Origin of the sequence: Mycobacterium sp. 050128 (assembly GCF_036409155.1) — a bacterium.
Lineage (GTDB): Bacteria > Actinomycetota > Actinomycetes > Mycobacteriales > Mycobacteriaceae > Mycobacterium.
The window spans coordinates 365,819-391,217 of the sequence record NZ_JAZGLW010000004.1; the positions used below are offsets into that span (position 1 = coordinate 365,819).

31 protein-coding genes are annotated in these 25,399 nt (G+C 67.9%); 22 read left to right on the forward strand and 9 right to left on the reverse strand.

The genetic code is table 11. The features are described from left to right. The first annotated feature begins 87 nt into the window (after positions 1–87). From SKC41_RS25210 to SKC41_RS25230, 5 genes are all read left to right on the forward strand, one after another. Complete coding sequence (locus SKC41_RS25210) at positions 88–753, forward strand: SRPBCC family protein (protein ID WP_330980408.1); 666 nt, start codon at positions 88–90, stop codon at positions 751–753. Between the two features lie 164 nt (positions 754–917). Continuing rightward, positions 918–1,580: a helix-turn-helix transcriptional regulator gene (locus tag SKC41_RS25215; RefSeq protein ID WP_330980409.1), complete on the forward strand. Its 663-nt coding sequence runs from the start codon at positions 918–920 to the stop codon at positions 1,578–1,580. 14 nt (positions 1,581–1,594) lie between these two features. Then, complete coding sequence (locus tag SKC41_RS25220) at positions 1,595–2,008, forward strand: hypothetical protein (protein ID WP_442931802.1); 414 nt, start codon at positions 1,595–1,597, stop codon at positions 2,006–2,008. Between the two features lie 48 nt (positions 2,009–2,056). Beyond that, positions 2,057–2,404: a cupin domain-containing protein gene (locus SKC41_RS25225; protein WP_330980411.1), complete on the forward strand. Its 348-nt coding sequence runs from the start codon at positions 2,057–2,059 to the stop codon at positions 2,402–2,404. A gap of 5 nt (positions 2,405–2,409) precedes the next feature. Next, positions 2,410–3,351 (forward strand): NAD(P)H-dependent flavin oxidoreductase, encoded by a 942-nt coding sequence (locus tag SKC41_RS25230; RefSeq protein WP_330980412.1) that lies wholly within the window; start codon positions 2,410–2,412, stop codon positions 3,349–3,351. A gap of 3 nt (positions 3,352–3,354) precedes the next feature. On the opposite strand, the gene SKC41_RS25235 is transcribed toward SKC41_RS25230, so the two are convergent. Continuing rightward, positions 3,355–3,855, reverse strand: a complete 501-nt coding sequence (locus SKC41_RS25235; RefSeq protein WP_330980413.1) for a DUF1990 family protein — start codon at positions 3,853–3,855, stop codon at positions 3,355–3,357. A 24-nt stretch (positions 3,856–3,879) separates the two neighbouring features. Here SKC41_RS25235 and SKC41_RS25240 point away from each other — a divergent pair, with 24 nt between their 5' ends. The 8 genes from SKC41_RS25240 to SKC41_RS25275 all read left to right on the forward strand — a co-directional run bounded on the left by SKC41_RS25240 (position 3,880) and on the right by SKC41_RS25275 (position 11,956). Further along, positions 3,880–4,755 carry an aldo/keto reductase gene (locus tag SKC41_RS25240; RefSeq protein WP_330980414.1) on the forward strand — a complete coding sequence of 292 codons (876 nt, stop codon included), beginning with the start codon at positions 3,880–3,882 and terminating at the stop codon, positions 4,753–4,755. Between the two features lie 21 nt (positions 4,756–4,776). Beyond that, positions 4,777–5,403: a PaaI family thioesterase gene (locus SKC41_RS25245; RefSeq protein ID WP_330980609.1), complete on the forward strand. Its 627-nt coding sequence runs from the start codon at positions 4,777–4,779 to the stop codon at positions 5,401–5,403. A gap of 98 nt (positions 5,404–5,501) precedes the next feature. Beyond that, on the forward strand, positions 5,502–7,556 hold the full coding sequence (gene thrS, locus SKC41_RS25250) for a threonine--tRNA ligase (protein WP_330980415.1): 2,055 nt from the start codon (positions 5,502–5,504) through the stop codon (positions 7,554–7,556). Next, the gene (locus SKC41_RS25255; RefSeq protein ID WP_330980416.1) at positions 7,549–8,178 is read left to right on the forward strand and encodes an HIT family protein; all 630 of its coding nucleotides are present in this window, start codon (positions 7,549–7,551) and stop codon (positions 8,176–8,178) included. The genes thrS and SKC41_RS25255 overlap by 8 nt, the downstream gene beginning before the upstream one ends. Beyond that, complete coding sequence (gene pgsA, locus SKC41_RS25260; protein ID WP_330980417.1) at positions 8,171–8,836, forward strand: phosphatidylinositol phosphate synthase; 666 nt, start codon at positions 8,171–8,173, stop codon at positions 8,834–8,836. The genes SKC41_RS25255 and pgsA overlap by 8 nt, the downstream gene beginning before the upstream one ends. Next, positions 8,833–9,783, forward strand: coding sequence for a phosphatidylinositol mannoside acyltransferase (locus SKC41_RS25265; protein WP_330980418.1), 951 nt, complete (start codon positions 8,833–8,835; stop codon positions 9,781–9,783). Before pgsA ends, SKC41_RS25265 begins: the two co-directional genes overlap by 4 nt. Next, positions 9,783–10,907, forward strand: coding sequence for a glycosyltransferase family 4 protein (locus SKC41_RS25270; RefSeq protein WP_330980419.1), 1,125 nt, complete (start codon positions 9,783–9,785; stop codon positions 10,905–10,907). The genes SKC41_RS25265 and SKC41_RS25270 overlap by 1 nt, the downstream gene beginning before the upstream one ends. Continuing rightward, complete coding sequence (locus tag SKC41_RS25275) at positions 10,907–11,956, forward strand: NUDIX hydrolase (RefSeq protein WP_330980420.1); 1,050 nt, start codon at positions 10,907–10,909, stop codon at positions 11,954–11,956. The genes SKC41_RS25270 and SKC41_RS25275 overlap by 1 nt, the downstream gene beginning before the upstream one ends. A 1-nt stretch (position 11,957) precedes the next feature. Here the strand turns inward: SKC41_RS25275 and SKC41_RS25280 are convergent, their stop codons facing one another. Together SKC41_RS25280 and SKC41_RS25285 are read right to left on the reverse strand one after the other, a co-directional pair. After that, on the reverse strand, positions 11,958–13,160 hold the full coding sequence (locus tag SKC41_RS25280; protein WP_330980421.1) for a PE-PPE domain-containing protein: 1,203 nt from the start codon (positions 13,158–13,160) through the stop codon (positions 11,958–11,960). Between the two features lie 15 nt (positions 13,161–13,175). Further along, entirely contained in the window at positions 13,176–14,252 is a 1,077-nt protein-coding gene (locus SKC41_RS25285) for a PPE family protein (RefSeq protein WP_330980422.1), read from the reverse strand. Positions 14,253–14,487: 235 nt separating this feature from the next. Between SKC41_RS25285 and pdxS the strand changes: the two genes are divergently transcribed. Genes pdxS through pdxT form a run of 3 tightly spaced genes read left to right on the forward strand, consistent with a single transcriptional unit; the run spans position 14,488 to position 16,843 of the window. After that, positions 14,488–15,399, forward strand: a complete 912-nt coding sequence (gene pdxS / locus SKC41_RS25290; RefSeq protein ID WP_442931787.1) for a pyridoxal 5'-phosphate synthase lyase subunit PdxS — start codon at positions 14,488–14,490, stop codon at positions 15,397–15,399. Between the two features lie 14 nt (positions 15,400–15,413). Next, positions 15,414–16,250 carry an acyl-CoA thioesterase II gene (gene tesB, locus SKC41_RS25295; protein ID WP_330980424.1) on the forward strand — a complete coding sequence of 279 codons (837 nt, stop codon included), beginning with the start codon at positions 15,414–15,416 and terminating at the stop codon, positions 16,248–16,250. Next, positions 16,247–16,843 (forward strand): pyridoxal 5'-phosphate synthase glutaminase subunit PdxT, encoded by a 597-nt coding sequence (gene pdxT / locus SKC41_RS25300; protein WP_330980425.1) that lies wholly within the window; start codon positions 16,247–16,249, stop codon positions 16,841–16,843. Before tesB ends, pdxT begins: the two co-directional genes overlap by 4 nt. On the opposite strand, the gene SKC41_RS25305 is transcribed toward pdxT, so the two are convergent. Continuing rightward, entirely contained in the window at positions 16,840–16,989 is a 150-nt protein-coding gene (locus SKC41_RS25305) for a hypothetical protein (RefSeq protein WP_330980426.1), read from the reverse strand. The two genes, pdxT and SKC41_RS25305, sit on opposite strands and share 4 nt — an antisense overlap. 345 nt (positions 16,990–17,334) lie before the next feature. Here SKC41_RS25305 and SKC41_RS25310 point away from each other — a divergent pair, with 345 nt between their 5' ends. Further along, positions 17,335–18,090: a YebC/PmpR family DNA-binding transcriptional regulator gene (locus SKC41_RS25310; RefSeq protein ID WP_330980427.1), complete on the forward strand. Its 756-nt coding sequence runs from the start codon at positions 17,335–17,337 to the stop codon at positions 18,088–18,090. Here SKC41_RS25310 and SKC41_RS25315 read toward each other — a convergent pair whose 3' ends face one another. Genes SKC41_RS25315 through SKC41_RS25335 form a run of 5 tightly spaced genes read right to left on the reverse strand, consistent with a single transcriptional unit; the run spans position 18,091 to position 21,719 of the window. Next, positions 18,091–19,692 (reverse strand): polyamine aminopropyltransferase, encoded by a 1,602-nt coding sequence (locus SKC41_RS25315; RefSeq protein WP_330980428.1) that lies wholly within the window; start codon positions 19,690–19,692, stop codon positions 18,091–18,093. After that, positions 19,689–20,144, reverse strand: coding sequence for a DUF350 domain-containing protein (locus SKC41_RS25320; RefSeq protein WP_330980429.1), 456 nt, complete (start codon positions 20,142–20,144; stop codon positions 19,689–19,691). The genes SKC41_RS25315 and SKC41_RS25320 overlap by 4 nt, the downstream gene beginning before the upstream one ends. Positions 20,145–20,158: 14 nt before the next feature. Continuing rightward, a complete protein-coding gene (locus SKC41_RS25325) occupies positions 20,159–20,590 on the reverse strand; it encodes a DUF4247 domain-containing protein (protein WP_330980610.1) in 432 nt (143 codons plus the stop codon). Then, positions 20,587–21,099, reverse strand: coding sequence for a DUF2617 family protein (locus SKC41_RS25330; protein ID WP_330980430.1), 513 nt, complete (start codon positions 21,097–21,099; stop codon positions 20,587–20,589). The genes SKC41_RS25325 and SKC41_RS25330 overlap by 4 nt, the downstream gene beginning before the upstream one ends. A gap of 8 nt (positions 21,100–21,107) precedes the next feature. Continuing rightward, on the reverse strand, positions 21,108–21,719 hold the full coding sequence (locus SKC41_RS25335; protein ID WP_330980431.1) for a DUF4178 domain-containing protein: 612 nt from the start codon (positions 21,717–21,719) through the stop codon (positions 21,108–21,110). A gap of 167 nt (positions 21,720–21,886) precedes the next feature. Between SKC41_RS25335 and ruvC the strand changes: the two genes are divergently transcribed. The 5 genes from ruvC to SKC41_RS25360 all read left to right on the forward strand — a co-directional run bounded on the left by ruvC (position 21,887) and on the right by SKC41_RS25360 (position 25,389). Then, a complete protein-coding gene (gene ruvC, locus SKC41_RS25340; RefSeq protein ID WP_330980432.1) occupies positions 21,887–22,468 on the forward strand; it encodes a crossover junction endodeoxyribonuclease RuvC in 582 nt (193 codons plus the stop codon). Continuing rightward, positions 22,465–23,079: a Holliday junction branch migration protein RuvA gene (ruvA, locus tag SKC41_RS25345; RefSeq protein ID WP_330980433.1), complete on the forward strand. Its 615-nt coding sequence runs from the start codon at positions 22,465–22,467 to the stop codon at positions 23,077–23,079. Before ruvC ends, ruvA begins: the two co-directional genes overlap by 4 nt. Then, a complete protein-coding gene (ruvB, locus tag SKC41_RS25350; protein WP_330980434.1) occupies positions 23,076–24,125 on the forward strand; it encodes a Holliday junction branch migration DNA helicase RuvB in 1,050 nt (349 codons plus the stop codon). The genes ruvA and ruvB overlap by 4 nt, the downstream gene beginning before the upstream one ends. Positions 24,126–24,185: 60 nt before the next feature. Next, positions 24,186–24,572: a DUF1304 domain-containing protein gene (locus SKC41_RS25355; protein WP_330980435.1), complete on the forward strand. Its 387-nt coding sequence runs from the start codon at positions 24,186–24,188 to the stop codon at positions 24,570–24,572. Positions 24,573–24,687: 115 nt separating this feature from the next. Next, a complete protein-coding gene (locus SKC41_RS25360) occupies positions 24,688–25,389 on the forward strand; it encodes a hypothetical protein (RefSeq protein ID WP_330980436.1) in 702 nt (233 codons plus the stop codon). Positions 25,390–25,399: the final 10 nt, after the last annotated feature.

Below are 25,399 nucleotides of genomic sequence, written 5' to 3' on the forward strand. Positions count from 1 at the left end.
GGGACTTCGGTCCCTACCGGCGCGCGATCACACGTGGTCAGATCGACTAGTACGGCGAACCATTCGCGCAAGATCGGTGGGAACGGCATGACGCACCTGATCGGACCGATCACCAAGACAGCGGCGCTGCTTACGTTGTTGTACGGCGCCCGACGTTATTACCGCAATTGGGGCACCACCAAATCGGAATGCCGGATGGTGTTGCCCGGCGACAAATTGGTGGCCGATCCCGCCGTCCAGTCAACCGAAGCGATCTACATCGACGCCCCCACGGCAGCGGTCTGGCCATGGCTGCTGCAGATCGGCCAGGACCGCGCCGGCTTCTACGGCTGCGAGGGCGCGATGAACGCAATCGGTCTTGGTTACCACCACACCGATCGAGTGCACCCGGAATGGCAACAACTCGCGGTGGGGGATACCGTCCGCCTGGCTCCCGAAGGCTGGCTGGGCCAGCCCGACGGGGTGACGTTCAGCGTCACTGAGATCGTGCCCGAAAAGTGTCTGGTGCTCCATGCCACGACATCGAAGCCGGCCTCGGATGTGGTCTGGTCGTTCCACGTTCAGCCGCACTGGGAGGACCGGGTGCGACTCCTTACCCGCGTCAGGATCGCACTGCGCCGACCGGGTGCCGTGTTCGCCATGGAACTGGCCAGGCCGGTAATAGCCTTTAGCACCCGGGGATTGTTGCTCGGCATCAAACACCGCGTCGAGACGTCGTCGTCGGGCATCCCGCACAGCCAAGCCCGCTACTGACCGCTCTCGCGCGTCACCCCGGCTTACGCGCGACGATCGCGAGCACCCATGGGCGCCATGGCTTTTCCCCGATTCTTCTAGTTTTCACAATAGTGGTTGTGTAAACTCCATCGCGTGACGTACGTTAACGGAAAGCCCCGCATCGATGTGCTGGACCGGGGAGCGTGAGAAGCATCGGCACGTCAGCGGGGGAGTCCGCCGGGCGCCGCCGGGAGGTGCTGCGGATATTGCGAACGTCCCGGGCGCCGATGACCATCGTCGCGATCGCCGAGGTGCTGGGCGTGCATCCCAACACCGTTCGCTTCCACCTCGACAGCCTGATCGGTGACGAGCAGGTGGAACAGGTGGAGCCGGGCCGCAAGGGCCCGGGGCGTCCGCCGCTGATGTTCCGGGCGGTCCGGCAGATGGATCGCGGCGGGATACGGCACTATCGGCTGCTCGCCGAAATCCTGACGATGGCGTTCGCGGCCGAGAAGGATCCCGCCGCCAAGGCGCTGGCCGCCGGGCGGGCGTGGGGGCGGCAGCTGGATTCGGCGAGGGGAGATGCGCAGAGTCAGGAGAAGGCCATCGGCCACCTGGTCGACGTGCTCGACGAGCTCGGCTTCGCGCCCGAGCGCCGCAGCTCCGACGGCGCGCACCAGGTCGGCCTGCGGCACTGCCCGTTCCTGGAGCTCGCCGAAAGCCGAACGGCCGTGGTCTGTCCCGTGCACCTTGGGCTCATGCAAGGGGCGCTGGAAACCTGGGGGGCCCCGGTTGCCGTCGATCGTCTCGAAGCGTTCGTCGAACCCGATCTGTGTGTCGCACACCTCGAGTTGCAGGAGGCCTGAGAGTGAACACCGAAATGGCGGTCGCCGTCGCGGTCACCTTCGTCTGGCTGGGCATGGTGCTGGCCATCTCGTTCCTGGAAGCACCGCTGAAATTCCGGGCGCCCAACGTCACGTTGCAGATCGGGCTGGGCATCGGGCGCCTGGTCTTCCGCGCGCTCAACACCGTCGAGGTCGGGTTCGCGATCATCATCCTGGCGGTCTTGGTGGACGGCCCGATGCCGATGCGGATCGGCATCGCGTTCGCTGTCGCGTTCGCGGCGCTGGCGATTCAGTTGATCGCGGTGCGTCCCCGACTGACCCGCCGCTCCGACCAGGTGCTGGCCGGGCTGGACGCACCCCGCTCGCGCGCTCACTACGCCTATGTTGGTTTGGAGGTGGTCAAGGCCGTGGCGTTGATCGTGGCGGGGATACTGCTAGTGACCGCTTGATACCTGAAGGTCGATCGTCAGCCCACCGCCGCACGAGGGGACGTATCAATGGAATCAATCTCGCTGACCAGCCTGGCCGCCGAAAAGCTGGCCGAAGCCCGACAGACGAACAGCGGACGAGCCGCACACACCATCCACGGCGGCCATGACCACGAACTCCGGCAGACCGTGCTGGCCCTGCTCGCCGACCACGACCTGTCCGAACACGACAGCTCCGGCGAGGCGACGCTGCAGGTGCTGCAGGGTCACGTGCGCCTGACGACCGACGGCGACTCCTGGGACGGTAAGACCGGCGACCATGTCGCGGTTCCTCGGCAGCGCCATGCCCTGCACGCGGTCGCGGATTCGGTGATCATGCTGACCGTGCTGAAGAGCATCCCCTCGCAGTCGCACTAGTGGCGATGCTAGCCACGCCCTGGTCATCCGAGCTCGGGCTGCGGGTGCCCATCGTCAACGCCCCGATGGGCGGCGTCGCGGGTGGCCGGCTGGCCGCCGCGGTCAGCGCCGCCGGCGGACTGGGCATGGTCGGCATGGGCAGTGTCGCGACCAGGGAGCTGCTGGCTGCCCAACTGCAACACGTCGACGGCACCTTCGGAATCGGCCTGGTGGACTGGGTGATGCGCACCGAGGCGGGGCTGCTCGACGATGCCCTGGCCGCCCGGCCCGTGCTGCTGTCGGTCAGTTTCGGTACCGACTGGTCGTGGGTCGGCAAGGCGCACGCCGCCGGAATCCGCACCGTCACACAGGTTTATGACGCTCTGGGAGCGCGTCAGGCGGTCGACGCGGGCGTCGACATTCTGGTCGCGCGCGGTGCCGAGGGCGGCGGGCACGGCGACACCAAGCTCGGCACGCTGCCACTGCTCGACGACGTGCTGGACGCCGTGGCGGTGCCCGTGCTCGCGGGCGGCGGTATCGCCTCGGCGCGCAGCCTGGCCGCGGTGCTGGCCGCAGGGGCCAGCGGCGCCTGGGTGGGCACTCGTCTGGCGGCCTGTCCGGAGGCGCTGACCGGCGACGGCAGCCGCCAGGCCCTGATCGCGGCCCGGTCGACCGACACCGCGGTCACCCGGGCCTTCGACGTCGCCAAGGGTCTGCCGTGGCCGGCGCGGTTCCCGTCACGGGTGTTGCGCAATGAGTTCGTCGCGCGCTACACGGGCAAGGAAGACACGCTCGATGCGCCGGCCTGCGACGAGCTGGCCGCCGCGATCGACGCCGACGACCGCCGGATCGCCCCGGTCGACGCCGGTCAGGGCGTCGGCATGATCCGCGACGACGCGTCGGTGGCCGAGGTCATCGACGCGATGTGTTCGGGCGCGCAGCGCTTGTTGGCGTGCTGGGGAGGCTAGCCGTCACACCCCGCGCAGGTAGCGCCTGGCGATGATGCGCTGGCCCAGCGACACCACCGGGCCACCGAGCTTGCTATACCACTTCGCGGGCCGGGAGAACGCCGACACCTCGGCGAAGACCGCGTCGGTGGCCGGGTCCCGGTGCACGACGAAGCGTTCCTCCCCGGATTCGGGATGGCCTTCCAGCGTGCCGTAGGCGAAACCCCGGAAGTCGGGCTCGTCGATCACGTAGATGACCCGGCACGGTGCGGGCAGAAAACCCATTCGCACCAGCACCACCGTGTCGACGGCGGCCACCTCGGAGCTGGCCTGGACCCGCAGCCCGGCGCCGCGTTGCATGCCCCAGCGCATCACGGCCTCGGCCGCCCGGTCGAACCGCTGTTGGCCCGTCCCGATCTGCTTCGTGACGAACAGGTGGCCGTATCCGGCGGGCAGTTTGCCCGCGGCGGTCGCACCCACCTCGGCGTAACTCAGCGGAAGTCCCTCGAGCGCTGCTAGGTCCACCCCCCCGAGCGTACGGTCGTAAACGTGACCGCACAAAACTCCAAAACTGTTGCCGAAGCGTCCGGAACGTTCACCCTCGGCGGCGATTTGACCGTCAACCGCCTCGGGTTCGGGGCGATGCGCATCGTCGGTAAGGGCGTCTGGGGCCCACCGGCTGATCGCGACGAATGCGTCCGGGTGTTGCGCCGCGCCGTCGAACTCGGCGTGAACCTGATCGACACCGCAGATTCCTACGGCCCCTACATCTCCGAGGAGATCATCCGCGAGGCGCTCTACCCCTACGACGGCATCGTGATCGCCACCAAGGCCGGGTTTTTGCGGACCGGTCCGGATGTCTGGATCGAGATGGGCTTCCCGGCCTACCTGCGGCAGGAGGTCGAGATGAGCCTGCGCCGCCTGGGCGTGGAGACGATCGACCTTTTGCAGCTGCACCGCGTCGATCCCAAGTGGCCGCTCGCCGACCAGGTGGGCGAGCTGGCCAAGCTGAAGAACGAGGGCAAGATCCGCCACATCGGGCTGTCCGAGGTCAACGTCGACCAGCTCAACGAGGCGCAGACGATCACCCCGATCGTGTCGGTGCAGAACATGTACAACCTGACGGTCCGCAGGGCCGAACCGCTGCTCGACGTCGCGACCGAACAGGGTGTCGGCTTCATCCCGTACTTCCCGCTGGCGGCCGGGCCGCTGGCCGCCGCCGACGGCCCGCTGCAGCGCATCGCCGCCGACCACCACGCGTCGCCGTCGCAGCTGGCCCTGGCGTGGTTGCTGAAGCGCTCGCCGGTGATGTTGCCGATCCCGGGCACGTCGAAGGTGGCGCACCTGGAGGAGAACGTGGCCGCCGCCGAGATCACGCTGTCCGACGAGGAGTTCGAGACCATGGCGGCTGCCGGAGCGCGGTAACCGGCCACCCAATACGGTGTTCTGATGGCCGGCGAGCATCAGAAACACCCCGGCGGGGGATTCAACCCACCCGAACCCACGACCAAGGGCGGTCCCGACTACGGCCGGTTCATCGACGCGGTGCGCAGGCTGCAAGATCACGCCCGTGCCGTCGATGCGCCCGACGAGATCATCACCGAGGCCGCCGACACGCTGGAGAAGCTGTCCGCGCTGCTGAGCCCGTACGACGCCGACGAGTGGGCGTCGCCGTCGGGCCGCCGGATGGACCTGCCGCTGCGCGGCAACATCCTGACCGTGCCGATCGGAGCGCACAAGACCGAGGATGGCCGGATGGCGGGCTGGGCGCGTTTCGCGCGATTCCACCTGGGCCGCAACGGCGCGGTGCATGGCGGATCGCTGGGCATGCTGTTCGACAGCGTGCTGGGCCTGACGACGTCGGTGCTCACCGGCAGCCCGCGTCAGCGCACCGCTTACCTGAAGATCGACTACCGCAACATCGTGCCGATCGAAAAGGAGCTGCAGTTCGACGCCGGCATCGACAAGGTGGACGGCCGCAAAATCTTTGTGTCGGGCAAGTTGACCGACGGTGACACGTTGCTGGCCGAGGCCGAGGCGTTGTTCGTGAAACTCAAGCCGGGCCAGCCCTGACGGTGTCAACGGCGTGGGCTCCTTGGTGCGCGCCCCGATAGCATGGCCCTGAATTAATCACCGATCGATTCCCGCAGAAACCTTGGAGACCACCGCAGATGAGCGCCCCCGCACAGTCCGTCCCAGCAGCCCCGATCCGGGTTCCTGCCGGGACCACGGCGGCCGCCGCGGTTGGGGAGGCGGGGTTGCCGCGCCGGGGCACGCCCGACGCGATCGTGGTGGTGCGCGACGCCGGCGGCAAGCTGCGCGACCTGAGTTGGGTGCCCGAGGCCGACGCCGAGGTGGTCCCGGTCGCGGCCAACACCAACGAGGGCCGCAGCGTCATCCGGCACTCGGCCGCACACGTGCTGGCCCAGGCCGTCCAGAGCCTGTTCCCGCAGGCCAAACTGGGGATCGGGCCGCCCATCGCGGACGGCTTCTACTACGACTTCGACGTGGCGGAGCCGTTCACCCCCGAAGACCTGGAAAAACTGGAAAAGCGGATGCGCCAGATCGTCAAGGAGGGCCAGCTGTTCGACCGGCGGGTCTACGAATCCAAGGACGCGGCGCGCGAGGAACTGGCCGACGAGCCCTACAAGCTCGAGCTCGTCGATGACAAGTCGGGTGACCCCGACGTCATGGAGGTCGGTGGCGACGAACTCACCGCCTACGACAATCTCAATCCCCGTACCCGCGAACGGGTCTGGGGTGATTTGTGCCGCGGCCCGCACATCCCGACCACCAAGCACATCCCGGCGTTCAAGCTCACCCGCAGCTCGGCCGCCTACTGGCGCGGCGACCAGAGCAACGCCAGCCTGCAGCGCATCTACGGCACCGCCTGGGAATCGCAGGAGGCGCTCGACAAGCACCTGGAGCTGATCGAGGAGGCGCAGCGGCGCGACCACCGCAAGCTGGGCGTCGAGCTCGACCTGTTCAGCTTCCCCGACGAAATCGGTTCCGGCCTGGCGGTTTTCCACCCCAAGGGCGGCATAATCCGCCGCGAGCTGGAGGAGTACTCGAGGCGCAAGCACATCGAGGCCGGCTACGAGTTCGTCAATACCCCGCACATCACCAAGGAGCAGCTGTACATCACCTCGGGCCACCTCGAGTGGTACGCCGAGGGCATGTACCCGCCGATGCACCTGGACGCGGAGTTCAACGCGGACGGGACGGTACGTAAACCCGGGCAGGACTACTACCTCAAACCGATGAACTGCCCGATGCACCACCTGATCTATCGGTCCCGCGGCCGCTCGTACCGCGAGCTTCCGTTGCGGCTCTTCGAGTTCGGCAGCGTGTACCGCTACGAGAAGTCCGGCGTGGTGCACGGGCTGACCCGGGTGCGTGGCATGACTCAGGACGATGCGCACATCTACTGCACGCGAGAGCAGATGCGCGACGAGCTGAGCTCGCTGTTGCGCTTCGTGCTCGACTTGTTGGCCGACTACGGGCTCGACGACTTCTACCTGGAGCTGTCCACCAAGGACCCGGAGAAGTACTCCGGCTCTGACGAGATGTGGGACGAGGCCACCGAGGTCCTGCGAGAAGTGGCCGTGGCCTCCGGGTTGCATTTCGTTCCCGACCCCGGTGGCGCGGCGTTCTACGGGCCGAAGATCTCCGTGCAGGTCAAGGACGCGTTGGGCCGCAGCTGGCAGATGTCGACGATCCAGCTCGACTTCAACATGCCGGACCGATTCGAGCTGGAATACACCGCATCCGACGGTTCGCGACAGCGCCCGGTGCTCATCCACCGGGCGCTGTTCGGGTCCATCGAGCGGTTCTTCGGCATTCTGACCGAGCACTATGCCGGGGCCTTCCCGGCGTGGCTGGCACCGATTCAGGTAGTCGGCATTCCGGTCGCCGACGAACACGCCGGTTACCTGAAAGATGTTGCCGCGCAACTGAGGTCGCGAGGGGTCCGGGTCGAGGTGGACACCAGCGACGACCGGATGGCCAAGAAGATCGTCAACCACACCAATCAGCGCGTCCCGTTCATGTTGCTGGCCGGTGACCGCGACGTCGAGGGCCGGGCGGTCAGCTTTCGCTTCGGCGACCGTACCCAGATCAACGGCGTGCCTGTCGACGCCGCGATCGATACCATCGTGAAGTGGATCGCCGACCGCGAGAATGCCGCTCCCACACAAGAACTGGTGAAGGTAGCCGGCGGTGAGTGAGCAGGACAGCGCCGATCGCGGCGAGGACGCCATTCTCGACAGGGGTGTCGGTGAGCGTGACCACCTGCAGCGATTGTGGACGCCGTACCGGATGACGTACCTGGCCGAGGCGCCGGCCAAGCGCGACCCCAACTCTGCGGGCAAGCCCGATGAGCCGTTCACCGACATTCCGCAACTGCCCGACGAGGAGGGTCTGGTGGTCGCGCGCGGCGAACTCGTGTATGCCGTGCTCAACCTCTACCCGTACAACCCCGGGCACCTGATGGTGGTGCCCTACCGGAAACTGTCCGAAATCGAGGACCTCACCGACGCCGAGAGCGCGGAGCTGATGGCCTTCATCCAGAAGGCGATTCGGGTGATCAAGAACGTGTCGCGGCCGCACGGCTTCAACGTCGGCCTGAACCTGGGAACGTCGGCGGGCGGGTCGCTGGCCGAACACCTGCACGTGCACGTGGTGCCGCGCTGGGGCGGCGACGCGAACTTCATCACGATCGTTGGCGGCGCGAAGGTGATCCCGCAATTGCTGCGCGAGACGCGTCAGCTGCTGGCGACGGAGTGGGCTAAACAAGCGATGAGTGTGAAGGAACCTCCCGCTCGCGGGAAGAGTGGCGCCAATGAGTAAGGCGCCCTTCCTGTCCCGGGCCGCGTTCGCCCGGCTTACCACCCCGACGGCCAGGGCGCTGCTGCGGGTGGGCCTGACGCCGGACGCCGTCACGATCTTGGGCACCGTCGTGGCCGTGGTGGGGGCGCTGACGTTGTTCCCGATGGGCAAGCTGTTCGCCGGCGCCTGCGTGGTCTGGTTCGCCGCGCTCTTCGACATGGCCGACGGTGCGATGGCCCGCGAGCGCGGCGGCGGTACCCGATTCGGCGCGGCGCTGGACGCGTCGTGCGACCGCGTCAGCGATGGCGCGGTGTTCAGCGGGCTGCTGTGGTGGATTGTCTTTGGGCTGCATGACAAACCGCTGGCGGCGGCGACGTTGATCTGCCTGGTCATGTCCCAGGTGATCTCCTACATCAAGGCCCGGGCCGAGGCCAGCGGACTGCGCGGCGACGGTGGTCTGATCGAACGCCCGGAACGGCTGATCATCGCGCTGGCGGGCGCGGGTGTGGCGGACTTTCCGTTCGTCGCCTGGCCGCCGGCGCTACCCGTGGCGATGTGGGTGCTGGCAGCGGCCAGCGTGGTCACCTGCGTGCAACGCTTACACGCGGTGCGGACCTCGCCCGGCGCCGCGGAACCCTTGCCGCGCAATCCGGGCAGCGACGAGACGAGCGCGCCGTGATCTCCACTCCGTCCGGCTTGAAAGCGCTCACGGCGCCGCGCGACCTGTTGACCAGGACGGCGAGCGACTGGGCGTACGCCACCGGCTGGATGGCGGTGCGGGCGGTCCCAGAGTTCGCCGCGCGCAATATATTCGACACCGGAGCGCGCTACGCCGCCCGCAACGGCGGTCCCGACCAGCTGCGCAAGAACCTGGCCCGGGTCGTCGGCGTGCCGCCGGCCCAGGTACCGGACAGCTTGATGCGGGCTTCGCTGGCGTCCTACGGGCGCTACTGGCGCGAGGCTTTCCGGCTGCCGTCGATGGACTACCGTGCGCTGGCCCGCCGGGTCGATGAGACGTTCGTGGGAGCCGACCATATCGACGCGGCCCTGGCGGCCGGTAGGGGTGTGGTGCTCGCGCTGCCGCACAGCGGCAACTGGGACATGGCCGGGCTGTGGCTGGCGCAGACGCGCGGCACCTTCACCACGGTCGCCGAGCGACTCAAACCCGAGTCGCTGTACCGGCGTTTCATCGCCTACCGGGAAAGCCTTGGCTTCGAAGTACTTCCGCTGTCCGGCGGCGACCGTCCGGCCTTCGACGTGTTGTGCGAGCGGCTGCGGGCCAACCGGGTGGTGTGCCTGATGGCCGAGCGCGATCTCACCCGCTCCGGTGTCGAGGTCGACTTCTTCGGCGAGCCCACCCGGATGCCGGCCGGACCGGCGAAGCTCGCGGTCGAAACCGGCGCGGCGCTGTGCCCGGCACACTGCTGGAATGAGCCCGACGCCTGGCCCGTCGAGATATTTCCGCCACTGGACTGCTCCAGCGGGGATGTCCGGGCCATCACCCAGGCGCTGGCCGATCGATTCACCGTCAACATTGCCGCCCACCCCGAGGACTGGCACATGCTGCAGCCGCAGTGGCTGGCCGATCTCTCCGACGACAGACGTGCCCGGCTGAAGGAAGCCTGATGCGTATCGGGATGGTCTGTCCCTATTCGTTCGACGTGCCGGGCGGGGTGCAATCGCACGTCCTGCAGCTGGCCAAGGTGCTGCGCGACCGGGGCCACGACGTCAGCGTGCTGGCTCCCGCGTCGCCACACGTGAGCCTGCCCGAATACGTCGTGTCGGCCGGGAAGGCCATCCCGATTCCCTACAACGGTTCGGTGGCGCGGCTGCAGTTCAGCCCCGCTGTCCACGGCCGGGTCCGGCGCTGGCTGACCGAGGGTGACTTCGACGTACTGCATCTGCACGAACCGAATGCCCCCAGCGTGTCGATGTGGGCGCTGCGGATCGCCGAGGGCCCGATCGTGGCCACGTTTCACACCTCGACCACCAAGTCGCTGACGCTGTCGGTGGTTCAGGGCCTGCTGCGGCCCCTGCACGAGAAGATCGTCGGCCGCATCGCGGTGTCCGACCTGGCCCGGCGCTGGCAGATGGAGGCGCTCGGGTCGGATGCGGTGGAGATCCCCAACGGGGTCGACGTCGCCTCGCTCGCCTCGGCGCCGCGGCTGGACGGGTACCCGCGGCCGGGCAAGACGGTGTTGTTCTTGGGCCGCTTCGACGAGCCGCGCAAGGGCATGGAGGTGCTGCTCGAGGCGTTGCCGCGGGTGGTGGAACGCTTCGGCGATCTGCAGGTGTTGGTCGTCGGCCATGGTGACGAGGACGAATTGCGTGCGGAGGCAGGCGGTTTGGCACGCTACCTCCGTTTTCTCGGTCAGGTCGACGACGCCGGCAAGGCTTCGGCGATGCGCAGTGCGGACGTCTACTGCGCGCCCAACATCGGCGGCGAGAGTTTCGGCATCGTCTTGGTGGAGGCGATGGCCGCGGGCACACCGGTGGTGGCCAGCGACCTGGATGCCTTCCGGCGCGTGCTGCACGACGGTGACGCCGGGCGGCTGGTGCCGGTCGGCGACGCCGCCGGCCTGGCCGACGGGCTGATCGAGATGCTCGAAAACGACGCGCTGCGTGAGCGTTACGTGGCTGCGGCGTGCGAAGTGGTTGCCCGCTACGACTGGTCGGTGGTGGCCAGCCAGATCATGCGGGTGTACGAGACGGTCGCGGGCTCGGGCATCAAGGTTCGGGTGGCGGGCTGATGGCCTGGCCGCTCGTCGTCATCGCCCTGCTGGTCGTGCTGCTCGCCATACTGGCGGTGATCGGCGTCTGGGCGATCCAGACAGCACAGCGACTGAACCGGCTGAACATCCGCTACGACCTGTCCTGGCATGCTCTCGACAGCGCGCTGGCGCGGCGCGCGGTGGTCGCGCGCGCCGTCGCGATCGACGCCTACGGCGGCTCCTCGAACAGCCCTGAAGGCCGGCGGCTGGCCGCGTTGGCCGACGCCGCCGAACGCGCACCCCGGCAATCGCGGGAGAACGCCGAAAACGAATTGTCGGCGGCACTGGCGATGGTCGATCCCGCGGCGCTGCCGGCCGGCCTGATCGCCGAGTTGGCCGACGCCGAAGCCCGGGTGCTGCTGGCCCGCCGCTTCCACAACGACGCGGTCCGCGACACCCTGGCGCTGGGGGCGCGGGGCCCGGTTCGTGCCCTTCGGCTCGGTGGAACTGCCGCGCTGCCAAGCTATTTCGAGATCGTCGAGCGACCACACGCGTTGGCGTACACCCCGCCCGGGGCGCCCAAACACCGGACCTCGGCGCGGGTGGTGTTACTCGATGAGACCGGCGCGGTGCTGTTGCTGTGCGGTTCGGACCCGGCGATCGAGGAATCGGCGCCGCGGTGGTGGTTCACGGTGGGCGGCGAGGTGCGCCCGGGCGAACGGCTGGCCGAGGCCGCCGCGCGAGAGTTGGCCGAAGAGACCGGTCTACTCCTCGAAGCGGCCGAGATGGTCGGACCGATCTGGCGGCGCGACGAGGTCTTCGAGTTCAACGGCGCGCTGATCGACAGCGAGGAGTTCTTTTTCGTGCGCCGCGCTCGACGCTTCGAGCCGGTGTGCACGGGACGGACCGAGCTGGAACGCCGCTACATCCATTGCCACCGCTGGTGCGACGCCAACGACATCGCCGAACTGGTCGCCGCGGGTCAGACCGTGTACCCGCGGCAGTTGGCCGAACTGCTTGCCGAGGCAATTGCGTTGGCCGACAACGATAAGCCGGGCCGATTGCCCCAGATGCAGTCGATCCGCTGAGCTAGAACCCGCTCGCGATGGCATTGGAGGCCAGCGGCGGTAGGGCGGTAAGCAACGGGTTCGTGATGCCGGCCGTCGCGCCCTGGCCAACGTAACCGGCGACACTGAGCGGGTTGAGAGCCGGCAGCAACCCGGGCGCGTAGCCCAGGTCGACGATCGGCTTGAGGAACGGTTGGAGCAAGTCCGCCAACGGATTTCCGAGGATCGGAACGAACATCCGCAACGGATCGAGCAGCGGCAACTGCGTGGTCGGCATGAAGTAGAAGCTCAGGTTGCCGATCTGGCTTTGAATGGCGTTGGCGACCTGTGCCGCGGGCAGGTAGGGCACCGTGGAGTGCAGATTCAGGAAGCCGAACAGTGCGTTGATGTCCGACGGCAGCCACAACGGGTGCGCCGGGAAGTTGGCGATCGCGTCGTATTGCAGTGTGAAAATCGACGTCGCATAGGACGTCGTCAGCGGCGTGGGCCAGTTGAATGTACCGAAGCCCGGAATCCAGTGCGTCAGAACGCCGCCCATCGGATTGTTCGGGTCGGCCAGCAGCACGAAGTTCAGCAGGTTTGAATCGGGCCGCAACGCCGCCGGAAGTGTCTGCAGATAGCGCATTTCCAGGCTGGCGATTGTGGCACTCTGCGAATAGCCAACCACGACAACCTTATTGCCCTGGCTGGTTTGCGTCAGGATCGCACTGTTCAAGGTCGCAAAACCGCTGTAGACGGACCTGCCGAAGGTTGTGTCATTGATGCCGGTCACCGGCCAAAACTGTTCCGGTGTATGCAGACTCACCAGGGTGTACCCGGAATAATTCTGGGCCAGATACGTCTGCTCGATGGACGTCATGTAGTGGAGGTCCGGCGTCGGGTTCCCGGTGCCGCCCATGATCAGCGCGATTTTCTGCTGCGACGCCGGCTGCATGGCGGCAGCGTTGGCCGCCTCGGTTTCGGCGTAGGCGTTCTTCGCGGTGATCAGGGTCTGCACGAACTGAGTGTGGAACAGCTCCGCCTGCGCACTGAGCGCCTGATATTGCGCGGCCTGCGCGTCCAGGAAAGCGGCGGTGCGCACCGATACCGAATCCGTGCCCGGCGCAAGCACTCCCGCCGTCGGGGCCGCCACGGATGCGTTGGTCGCTTCCAGTTCCGCGCCGATTCCCTGCAACTCGTCGGCCGCCGTTGCCATCGCGTCGGGGTCGGTGATCACGAATGACATCGGGCCCGCCCCTGGCTAGTCCAGCACCGGGCGTGGCGCCTGGCGCGACGCGGCGACCGCTGGAGTGACGGCACTCATCAATCGCCCGGGCACATTCATCGAGGGCAGCGACGGCGTGGTGCCCACGCTCGCCGATATCGGGGTCACCGGCGCGGTGCCCACCCCGGCCACCCCGGCCGTCGCGGGGAGGGGGGGTGCCGCGGGCGTGGCATTGGCCCAGGTCGCCGGTACCGACAACGGCCCGATCGTGGCGGCTCGGCCCGCGCTCGCGGAGACCATGCTGGTGAGTTGCGCCGCACCAGTTCCCCCCACCGCCGGACTGGCCGCCGACGCCAGCACCGGATCGAGCGCGGGGACGCCGGCGGCCGCGCTCATCAGTGGATTGGCGCCGGACATCAGCTGACCCATTGCCATTTGCAGGGGCTGCATCGCGAACTGGGCGGGCGTCGAGAGCATCTGCATCTGCGACATCGGGTTCATCAACTGCTGTGCGAACGAGTTGACCACCGAGTTGATCAGCTGCTCGGCGAATGAGGTGAAGGTCGGGGTGGGCAGGCTGGTCAGGGTCAGCGGCGGATCGGCGAAGGGTGTCCAGCCTGCCTCGGCGGCCGTGGTGCTGGCGTCGTAGCCCGTCATGGCCGCCACGTCCTGGGCCCAGAACTCGGTGTACTCGGCCTCGGTCGCGGCGATCGCCGCGGTGTTCTGACCCAGGATGTTGGTCGCGATCAGCATCATCAGCAGGGCGCGGTTGGCCGCGACGACCTCGGGGGGCACGGTGGCGGTGAACGCCGTTTCGAATGCGCCCGCCGACAGCCGGGCCTGGGTGGCCAGCAGTTCCGCCTTGGCAGACGTGCCGGTCAGCCATTGCACGTAGGGGGCTGCCGCCGTGGCCATCGTCATCGATGCCGGCCCCTGCCACGCCCCACCGGTCAGCGTCGACACCGTCGTCTGGAAGGAACTGGCCGTCGACGCCAGCTGAGCGGCCAACGCGTCCCAGGCCGCCGCCGCTGCCCAGATCGTTCCCGAGCGCGGTCCGGCATAGATGCGCGCGGAATTGATCTCCGGTGGCAACAGCACGAAATCCGGCAACATCCGGGACCTCTTCTCGGCCAACCGCTACGACCGGTGTGACCAGGGATCCCGTCCCTTTGATTCGCACCAGCTGCTACGGCCTGCGCAAATAGCTGTCGCAATATTTAGCACAATGTGGCGGTCGCCGCACCCACCTGTTTTACAGACGTCGAACTTGCATCACAAACGGCGGGAAAACCCGGTTGTCGCTCACCACTAGAGTGGAAGCGCGATGGTTCGAGGAGAGAAGGGGCTAGTGGACAGCGGCGCACAGTCGAGCCAGGCCAACCAGACCGGAACGGCGCGCGTCAAGCGCGGTATGGCCGAGATGCTCAAGGGCGGCGTCATCATGGACGTCGTCACCCCGGAGCAGGCCCGAATCGCGGAGGGCGCCGGCGCCGTCGCGGTCATGGCGCTGGAGCGAGTACCCGCCGACATCCGCGCCCAGGGCGGCGTGTCCCGGATGAGCGACCCCGACATGATCGAGGGCATCATCTCCGCGGTCACGATCCCGGTGATGGCCAAGGCGCGCATCGGGCATTTCGTCGAGGCGCAGATTCTGCAGAGCCTGGGTGTGGACTACGTCGACGAATCCGAGGTCCTCACACCCGCCGACTACACCCACCACATCGACAAGTGGAAGTTCACCGTGCCTTTCGTGTGCGGGGCGACCAATCTCGGTGAGGCGCTGCGACGCATCAACGAGGGCGCGGCCATGATCCGGTCCAAGGGTGAGGCCGGCACCGGTGACGTGTCCAACGCGACCACCCACATGCGCGCCATCGGCGGTGAGATCCGCCGCCTGACGTCCTTGGCGCAAGACGAATTATTCGTTGCGGCAAAGGAATTGCAAGCGCCCTACGAGCTTGTCGTGGAAGTGGCCCGGGCCGGCAAGCTCCCGGTCACCCTGTTCACGGCCGGCGGGATCGCGACCCCGGCCGACGCGGCGATGATGATGCAGCTCGGCGCCGAGGGCGTGTTCGTCGGCTCGGGCATCTTCAAGTCGGGCGACCCCGCGCAGCGCGCCGCCGCGATCGTCAAGGCCACCACCTTCTACGACGACCCGGACGTGCTGGCGAAGGTCTCTCGCGGCCTGGGTGAGGCGATGGTCGGAATCAACGTCGAGCAGGTCCCGGAGCCGCATCGCCTAGCCCAGCGCGGCTGGTAAGCCGAGGGCTGTTGGTGGCTATCGAAGAGATCCTTGATCTCGAGCAACTCGAGGTCAACATCTACCGGGGCAGCGTGTTCAGCCCGGAGTCCGGATTTTTGCAGCGCACCTTCGGCGGCCATGTCGCCGGCCAGTCACTGGTCTCGGCGGTGCGCACCGTCGACCCGCGCTATCAGGTGCACTCGCTGCACGGCTATTTCCTGCGGCCCGGGGACGCCAAAGAGCGCACGGTTTTCATCGTCGAGCGCACCCGCGACGGCGGCTCCTTTGCCACCCGTCGGGTCAACGCGATCCAGCACGGGGAAATCATCTTCAGCATGGGGGCGTCCTTCCAGACCGATCAGGAAGGCATCCACCACCAGGACGCGATGCCGTTCGCGGCGCCGCCGGACGGCCTGCCCGGGCTGGACTCGATCAAGGTCTTCGACGATGCCGGATTCAAGCAGTTCGAGGAGTGGGACGTCTGCATCGTGCCGCGCGATCGCTTGAAATTGTTGCCCGGCAAGGCATCTCAGCAGCAGGTGTGGTTCCGTCACCGTGATCCGCTGCCCGACGACCCGGTGCTGCACATCTGCGCGCTCGCCTACATGAGCGACCTCACGCTGCTGGGTTCGGCGCAGGTCACCCACCTCGACGTGCGCGAGCATCTGCAGGTGGCCTCGCTGGACCACGCGATGTGGTTCATGCGGGCATTCCGGGCCGACGAGTGGCTGCTCTACGACCAGTCCTCGCCGTCGGCCAGCGGCGGCCGCGCGCTGTGCCAGGGCAAGATCTTCACCCAGTCCGGCGAGATGGTCGCGGCGGTCATGCAGGAGGGGCTGACCCGCTTCAAGCGGGGATACCAGTCGTGAGCCGCCCGAGGATCGGCGTTTTGGCGCTGCAGGGCGACACTAGGGAGCATCTGGCGGCGCTGCGCGATGCCGGGGCCGACTCGCTTCCGGTGCGCCGGCGCGGCGAGATCGAGTCGATCGACGGGCTGGTCATCCCGGGCGGTGAATCCACCACGATGAGCCACCTGCTGCAAGACCTCGACCTGCTCGAGCCGTTGCGGGCGCGGCTGGCCGACGGGCTTGCCGCCTATGGCGCGTGCGCCGGCATGATCATGCTGGCCAGCGAGATCCTCGATGCCGGCGCCAACGGGCGCCAGGCGCTACCGCTACGCGCGATCGATATGACGGTGCGGCGCAACGCTTTCGGGCGTCAGGTCGATTCGTTCGAAGGCGACGTCGAGTTCGCGGGCCTCAACGGCCCGGTGCGGGCGGTGTTCATCCGGGCGCCGTGGGTCGAGCGAGTCGGCGACGGCGTGCAGGTGCTGGCCGAGGCCGCGGGACACGTCGTAGCGGTCCGGCAGGGGCAGAAGCTGGCGACGGCGTTTCACCCCGAGATGACGGGGGACCGGCGCATCCACCAGCTGTTCGTCGACATGGTGCGGGGCCGCAGCTAGCGCGTGCTCTCGTCGGCGACGTTGCCATGGGACTGGTGCAAACCCGGCGCGTCCGGGTCGTCGTGCTGATGCTCGAGGTTTTCCTGCTGCTGACGCTGCTCTTCGGTGGACTGTCTGGCGTCCTCGGGCTCTTTGGGCTGATTCACCAGGTTAGGTTCGCCCGAATCGCGCGCGGTCAAACGCGGGGGTTGAATGTGCATCCTGGGCGGCGATTGCCCGCAATTCTCACCGTCACCGCACACTCGAAGCCGTCACCGCACACTCGACGCCAAGCCACCCACACCAGTCACATCTGTACCCGCCGGGGTCCTACGAGGTGTTCTGCAGAAGCGATATCGCATGCGACAGCACTTCCGCGAACCGACATCGCCCTCCTTTCCCGTGACGTCTGGGGATCCTGATTCGGAAGGGGAGTCGCCCGGCGAGCCGCTCCGGTCGTCCACGTAGACTCGTCGGCGAACTTTACGTAACAGAAGAGGTAGAACACACAGATGAGCGGCCATTCCAAGTGGGCCACCACCAAGCACCAGAAGGCCGTCAAAGACGCGCGCCGTGGCAAGGAGTTTGCCCGGCTGATCAAAAATATCGAGGTCGCCGCCCGTACCGGCGGTGGTGACCCCGCCGGCAACCCGACGCTCTACGACGCCATCCAGAAGGCGAAGAAGACCTCGGTGCCCAACGACAACATCGAGCGGGCCCGCAAGCGGGGCGCCGGCGAGGAAGCCGGTGGCGCCGATTACCAGACGATCATGTACGAGGGCTACGGCCCCAACGGCGTGGCCGTGCTGATCGAATGCCTCACCGACAACCGCAACCGCGCCGCCGGCGAGGTCCGGGTGGCGGTGACCCGCAACGGCGGCAACATGGCCGACCCGGGCTCGGTGTCGTACCTGTTCACCCGCAAGGGCGTCGTCACGCTGGAGAAGAACGGCCTGTCCGAGGACGACGTGCTGACGGCCGTGTTGGAGGCGGGCGCCGAGGACGTCAACGACCTCGGCGAGAGCTTCGAGGTCATCTCCGAGCCGACCGACCTGGTCGCGGTGCGCACCGCACTGCAGGATGCCGGCATCGACTACGACTCTGCTGAGGCCAGCTTCCAGCCGTCGGTCAGTGTGCCGGTCGACGTCGACGGCGCCCGCAAGGTGTTCAAGCTGGTCGACGCCTTGGAGGAGAGCGACGACGTGCAGAACGTCTGGACCAACGTCGATCTATCCGATGAGGTGCTGGCCGCCCTCGACGAGGACTGATTAGTCGTAGCCGTGCCGCATGTCGTCGACGATGCGCGGGTTGTCCAGCGTTGACGGTTCGAGCGGACGCGGTGCGATGTCGTCGGAGAACACCGTTGCGGCCTGCAGCACTTGGGGGTTGAGGTAACGCAGCGGCGGCGCGTCGGCGGGCATGGTGGGCACCGGTGCGGCGGCACCGGCCTGCGCGGGGTGTGCCAACGCGAAGCCCCAGTCACCGAACGTCGGCACATGCACGTGGTAGGGCGTGACGGCATACCCCGCCGACCGCATCGTCGACACCGTGCGCCAGAACGCGGTCGGGGTGGAGAACGGGCTGCCGGCTTGGACGACAACGAGCCCATTGGGCGAAAGCGCATGCGCGACAAGGGCATAGAACTCAGTGGAGTACAGCCGGCCCAGAACGGGGGTGTCCGGGTCGGGCAGGTCGACGATCACGGCGTCGAAACCCCCGGGCGGACTCAGTTCCGGATGGGGAGCCCGAAGCCAGCGCATCGCGTCGTCGATCACGACGGAAACCCGCGGGTTGTCCAGCGCGCCGGCATTGGCGTCGTGCAGCGTGGTGCGGGCGATCTCGATCACAGCGGGGTCGAGCTCTACCTGCACGATCTTGTTGATTCCGTTCTGGCGCAATAACTCTCGTGCTGCCAGGCCGTCGCCACCGCCCAGGACCAGCACCGAGCGGGCGCCCTTGCCGAGCGCGGGGTAGACGAGGCTTTCGGTGTAGCGGTATTCGTCGCGGGTGGAGAACTGCAATCCACCGTCCAGATACAGCCGGGTGTCGTTGTCGCGACGGGTGACCACGATCTCTTGGTAGGCGGTGTGCCGGTAGGCGACGATCGGGTCGGCGTAAAGCCTTTGGCGGCTGGTCGTTTCGATGTCGCGCGCGTGCACCAGCAGCACGACCAGCAGCCCGAGGGCGGCGGCGAGTGCACACAGCGCGGTCACCAACTGCGCGGTGGAGATCACCCGCCGCAGCAGGAACATCGCCACAATGGCCGCCGCGACCAGATTGATGACGCCGGTGGCCGCGGCGCCGCGGATCATTCCGAGATGCGGCAGCAAGGCAAACGGCCAGACCAATCCGCCGACCAATGCCCCCAGGTAATCGGCCGCGTTGAGGTTGGCCAGCGTGCGGCCGGTATCGGTTGCGGTGTTCCTGGCGGTGCCGGCCCGCCCGTGCTGCAGCAGCGTCATCAGCAACGGCACCTCGGCGCCGACCAGCCCGCCGATCAGCGCGGTGCCGAGCGCCAGCACCCACGCCGACCCGATCGTGCCGTCCAGGAACGCGAACACCGCATACAGCGCCGCGGCGGACAGGCCGCCGATGATGCCCAGCAGCGCCTCGACCGCGACGAAGACGATGCCCGCGTGCCTCAGCAGCGGCTTGACCATCAGCGCACCCACGCCCAGCGCGGCGATGTAGCCCGCGACGATCATTGAGGTGGCGACGATGCCGCCGCCGTTGAGGCTGGCGGACAGCGTCAGCAGGGCCAGTTCGTAGATGATGCCGCAGGCCGCACAGGCCGCGACCGCGGCGAGCAGCAGGGCGCGCCAGCGGGTCGACGGCTCCGCGGACCGTGCGGCTTCCTGGGTGGTGGTCATGACACCGCGGCGGCCGTCACTGCTCCGACGGCCAACAACATCAGCGCGACCGCGAACGACCCGGGATGCAGCTCGGGCTCGTCGATATGCTCGTGGAAACTGCCCGGAATCACCAGATGCAGTGTCAGCAAAGCAATTCCCAACAGGATCACACCCATGATCCCGTACACCGCCACGCCGACGAGTCCCTGACCCAATTGGCTGTAGCTGTTGACGATAGAGCTGACGATCACGGTGGTGAGGGAGACATACATCGCGCAGGCGACCACGACGGCGTTGGGGCGGCGATCGATGAACACCAGCTGGCGCAGCTTGCCCGGGGTCAACGCGTCGACCATGTAGAAGCCGACCAGCAGGACGGCCATGCCGACGACGAAGTACAACAGCGTCGCGACGACGCCCTTGAGGACGGGGTCGAGATCCACGTTTCCGATATCGAAGGCGAGGTACACGGTTGTCTCCTTTGCTATTTGGTTCCGCCCGGCCCGCCGGGGCTACCGCCGGAGCCGCTCGACGGGGACCCGGGACTGAACCCGGGGCCGAGGAAGATGTAGGAGCCGTGGCTGTATCCGGCACCGAGGCTTTCGACGCGAATGCTGCACGGGTGGTTGCCATCTGGGCCGACGGTCACGATGTTGTCGCTATAGCGCAGGTACTCGTTGTTGTCGTTGTCCGCACGCGCCTCGGGTTCCTGATAGTCGGCGAGCGCGTCGGCGACCTGATCGGGCGATCCGCTGCACAGGTACCGCGTTGCGTTGGCGTCGCGCGAGTACTCGCGGTAGTTGCTCGCGATATAGCCTGCAATGTCCTTCTGCAGCAAGATGATTCCGACCACCAATGACACCACCGCCGCCGCGGCCAGCCCGCCGGCAAGCCAGAACAGGTGTTTGCGGCTCACGGATGCCACCGGCTCGCAGTGTGGACCACCACGCCGCCGGACACCAGGGGTCGCTGCGGGTACAGGTGCCACGTCTGCCAGCGCCAGCCGGTGCCGTCGGGTTCGGCGGCCAACACGGTGAGTGCGGCGTCATCGCCGGGGAAAGTGCCGCCGAGCCAAGCGGTTTCGGCTCGGCATCGGTCACGCAGCTTGCGCGCCAATTGGCGAAACGTCGCTTCGTCGTGCGTAGTGGTGCGCGATTCCAGCGCATAACCGGAGGCTTCGGCGCGCTGCGGCAGCGTGCCGGCCTCGCTGTCGGCGGTGCAGGACACCTGCTCGGAGAAGGTGGCCGCGGCGTGCTCGATCGTGACGAGATGCGAGGCGCCGAGCACCGCGAGCCGCAGCGCGCCGCCGTCGGGATGTCGCAGCGAATGGCTGGCCAGCAGCGGGGGTTCGGGCGCGTTGAGGGCAAGCCGCAGCCTGCTCCCGGACACGTCGGCCGGAGCTACGGCGAGCTGATAGAGCGGCACCGCGGGCCCTACGGGCTACCCGGCGGGGGCGCCGGGTAGACGGTGAGCTCGCCCGGCGACACCGGCTTGCCCATCGAGATCTCCCAGGGCGTACCGGGTGCCCAGCGCTCGAAGGACAGCAGCGCGGTCTGGTCGGCGTTGGCGCAGTCGACGAACTCCATCTCGCCGCCGGCGGGCAGACCGGTCGTGCCCTCGGTCGTGTACGAGGCGCGACCGCGCTCCGTCTCGTGAAACGCCATCCCGTCGACCAGGTACTGATCTCCGGGCTGCAACGTGATGTCCTTGCGGGTGACCCACATGACGAGCTCGAGGCGTCCGTCGTCGGATTCGACGGCGAACCAGGTCGGCAGGTCAGCGCCCTCCAGCAGGTGCTCCCACCACACGAACGGCCCCTCGCGAAACGTCACCGACCCGCGGACCACGTAGTCGATGCCGCCATAGCTGACGATGGCGCCGGGCCCGAGCTGTCGGGGCCCGAACTGCGGCATCGCGTCGAACGACAGCGGATCACGGCGCCCACGCGGCTGACCCGCTGCCTTGGGGCGCCGCAAAGCGACGACAAGCACGACGATGGACGCGATGAACAGCACCGCGGCCAGCACCACCAGCACTGTTCCCACGCAAACCCTCCCGTCGCCGCAGCGGTGGAGCGAACGTGGGCTTAAGTTAACAGCTTTTGCCGGCTCCCGGGCCGCGTGTCCTATGCGGCGCGGTGGGAACCGACCGCTAGGCTATCGAACAGCTGTTCGGGCACAGTATTTTCACACGGTGGAAGTTGGAGCATGCCATGCGCGTGATGGGCGTCGACCCCGGACTGACCCGATGCGGGCTGTCCGTGGTCGAAAGCGGGCGCGGCCGAAACATCGTCGCGCTGGATGTCGACGTGGTCCGTACCGCGTCGGATGCCGCGCTGCCCAAAAGGCTGCTGGCCATCAGCGACGCCGTCGAGCATTGGCTGGATACGCATCACCCCGACGTCATCGCGATCGAGCGGGTGTTCGCCCAGCACAATGTGTCGACCGTGATGGGCACCGCGCAGGCCGGTGGCGTGATCGCGCTCGCGGCGGCCAAACGCGATATCGACGTGCACTTCCATACGCCTAGCGAGGTGAAGGCCGCGGTCACCGGCAACGGCACCGCCGACAAGGCTCAGGTCACCGCGATGGTCACCAGAATCCTTGCGCTGCAAGCTAAACCGACGCCGGCCGACGCGGCCGACGCGCTGGCACTGGCCATCTGCCATTGCTGGAGAGCGCCGATGCTGGCCCGGATGGCGGCGGCCGAGGCGATGGCCGCCGAGGCACGCCAGGCCTACCGCGCCAAGTTGGCCGCCAAGGCCAAGGCCGCCAGGGCGGGGGCGGCCCGATGATCGCCTCGGTGCGCGGTGAGGTGCTCGAGGTGGCACTCGATCATGTGGTGATCGAGGCCGCGGGTGTCGGTTACCGGGTGAACGCGACGCCGTCGACGCTGGCCACGCTGCGGCACGGCAGCGAAGCCCGCCTGATCACCGCGATGATCGTTCGCGAGGATTCGCAGACGCTGTACGGGTTCGTCGACAACGAGACCCGCGACCTGTTCCTGACGCTGCTGTCGGTGTCCGGCGTCGGGCCGCGGCTGGCGATGGCGACCCTGGCCGTGCACGATGCCGCGGCGCTGCGCCAGGCGCTCTCCGACGGCGACGTCGCCGCGCTGACCCGGGTGCCCGGCATCGGCAAGCGCGGCGCCGAGCGCATGGTTCTCGAGTTGCGCGACAAGATCCATGCCGCCGGTACGCCCGCGGCGGTACCGGCGGGCGCGGGTCTCAATGGCCACGCGGTGCGGGGCCCGGTGGTCGAGGCGCTGATCGGCCTGGGCTTCGCGGTCAAGCAGGCCGAGGATGCCACCGACAGCGTGTTGGCGGCCAGTCGCGAAAAAGGCGAGCAGGCAACGACTTCCGACGCGTTGCGGGCCGCGCTGTCGTTGCTGGGTAAGGCCAAATGAGCGACGAGGATTCCGAGAACTACGCGGATCGCGACCTGTCTCCGACGCTGACCGTCGGAGAGGGCGACATCGACGTCAGCCTGCGGCCCCGCTCGCTACGCGAGTTCATCGGCCAGTCCCGGGTCCGCGAACAGCTGCAGCTGGTCCTCGAGGGAGCCAAAAACCGGGGCGGCACACCGGATCACATTCTGCTGTCCGGCCCGCCGGGGTTGGGTAAGACGTCGCTGGCGATGATCATCGCCGCCGAGCTCGGGTCCTCGCTGCGGGTGACCTCGGGCCCGGCCCTGGAGCGCGCCGGCGACCTGGCCGCGATGCTGTCGAATCTGGTCGAGCACGACGTCTTGTTCATCGACGAGATTCATCGCATCGCGCGGCCGGCCGAGGAGATGCTCTACCTCGCGATGGAGGACTTCCGCGTCGACGTCGTGGTGGGCAAAGGGCCTGGGGCGACATCGATTCCGCTGGAGGTGGCGCCGTTCACGCTGGTCGGCGCGACCACCAGGTCCGGCGCGCTGACCGGTCCACTGCGGGACCGCTTCGGTTTCACCGCGCACATGGATTTCTACGAGCCGGCCGATCTGGAGCGGGTGCTGGCCCGTTCGGCCGGGATCCTCGGCATCGAGCTGGGCGCCGAAGCCGGTGCCGAGATCGCCCGACGATCGCGCGGCACGCCACGGATCGCCAACCGCCTGCTGCGCCGGGTCCGGGACTTCGCCGAGGTGCGCGCCGACGGGGTGATCACCCGCGACGTCGCCAAGTCCGCGCTGGAGGTCTACGACGTCGACGAGCTCGGGCTCGACCGGCTGGACCGGGCGGTGCTGTCGGCGCTGACCCGCAGCTTCGGCGGCGGCCCGGTCGGGGTTTCGACGCTCGCGGTGGCGGTCGGGGAAGAGGCGACCACCGTCGAGGAGGTGTGCGAGCCGTTCCTGGTGCGCGCCGGGATGGTCGCGCGGACACCGCGCGGCCGGGTGGCCACCGCGCAAGCCTGGACCCATCTGGGTATGACACCGCCGGCCGGGGTCTTGCAACCGGGGCTGTTCGAGTAGGAGCGATCGCGAGCGCGGCCTGCCGGCGAGAGGGTCGCGACCGTCAGCATAGGAGGCGTCATGATCACCGCCGGACTGGCATTCGCCGCGCTCGCGGCGTTGTTGCACGTCTACATCTTCACGATGGAGTCGCTGACCTGGACCTCGGCCCGGACCCGCGCGACCTTCGGTACGACGCCCGAGGAGGCCGAGACCACCAAGCTGCTGGCCTTCAATCAGGGCTTCTACAACCTTTTCCTGGCGATCGTCGCCGGCATCGGGATCGCGGAGATCGCGATGGGACACCGGGCGGTGGGGGCCGCGCTCGTCTTCGCCGGGATCGGATCCATGGCCGCGGCCGCGGTCGTCCTGGTGGTGTCGGCGCCCGACAAGGCCAGGGCCGCCGTGACGCAGGGCGTTTTCCCGTTGATCTCGATCGTGCTGCTGGTACTCGGCCTGGCTTCGTAACACAAGAAACACCGGGCACGGCCTGACCTCTGGTGGGGGCGACCAGAGGTTATAACCGTGAACCGCAGGGTACCCACGCGATGCTGAAGTAGTCCGGCGTCAATAGGGGGATGTAATGAAGTACGCACAAGACGGCCATCCGGGCAGGCTGTGGATGCCACGCTCGCGCGGGGCGGTTTGTGGGTTGATCCTGATTGTTCTGGGTGCTTGGGGGGCGTTGATACCGTTCGTCGGTCCGCACTTCAATTTCGCCTACACACCCGACAGAGAGTGGGCGTGGAGCACGGCTCGCGGCTGGCTCGAGGTGTTGCCCGGCGGCGTCACCGCGCTCGGCGGCTTGCTGCTCGTATTTTCCGGGAACCGGGCCACCGCGATCGTGGGCGGCTGGCTGGCCGTGCTGGCCGGCGCCTGGTTCGTGATCGGCAGCGAGGTCGCTCCGATGCTCGGTATCGGATCTGCCGGAGATCCGATCGCCGCAACGGACCGCAAGCGCGCCGCGCTGGAGATTTCGTACTTCTCCGGCCTGGGCGCCTTGATCGTCTTCGTGGGCGGCATCGCGCTGGCGCGCCTGGCGGTGCGACTGGCCAGTGACATCGAAGCCCTCGCCCGGGTGCGTTCGGCGGCGCCGGTGGCCGGCGAGCCCGTCTACATGTCGGGGTTGGAAGAGCCGCACCGTAAGGTGGAGCCGGACGCCCTGACCACCCCGCGGGTGGAGTCGCCCGAGGGCTCGAAGACCGGCGGATGGCGCAGGCAACGCGCCGGCGCCGCGCCCGCAGCCGGCGCGAATTACCTGCGCTGGCCGCATCCTCAGAGCTAAGGCATCGCGC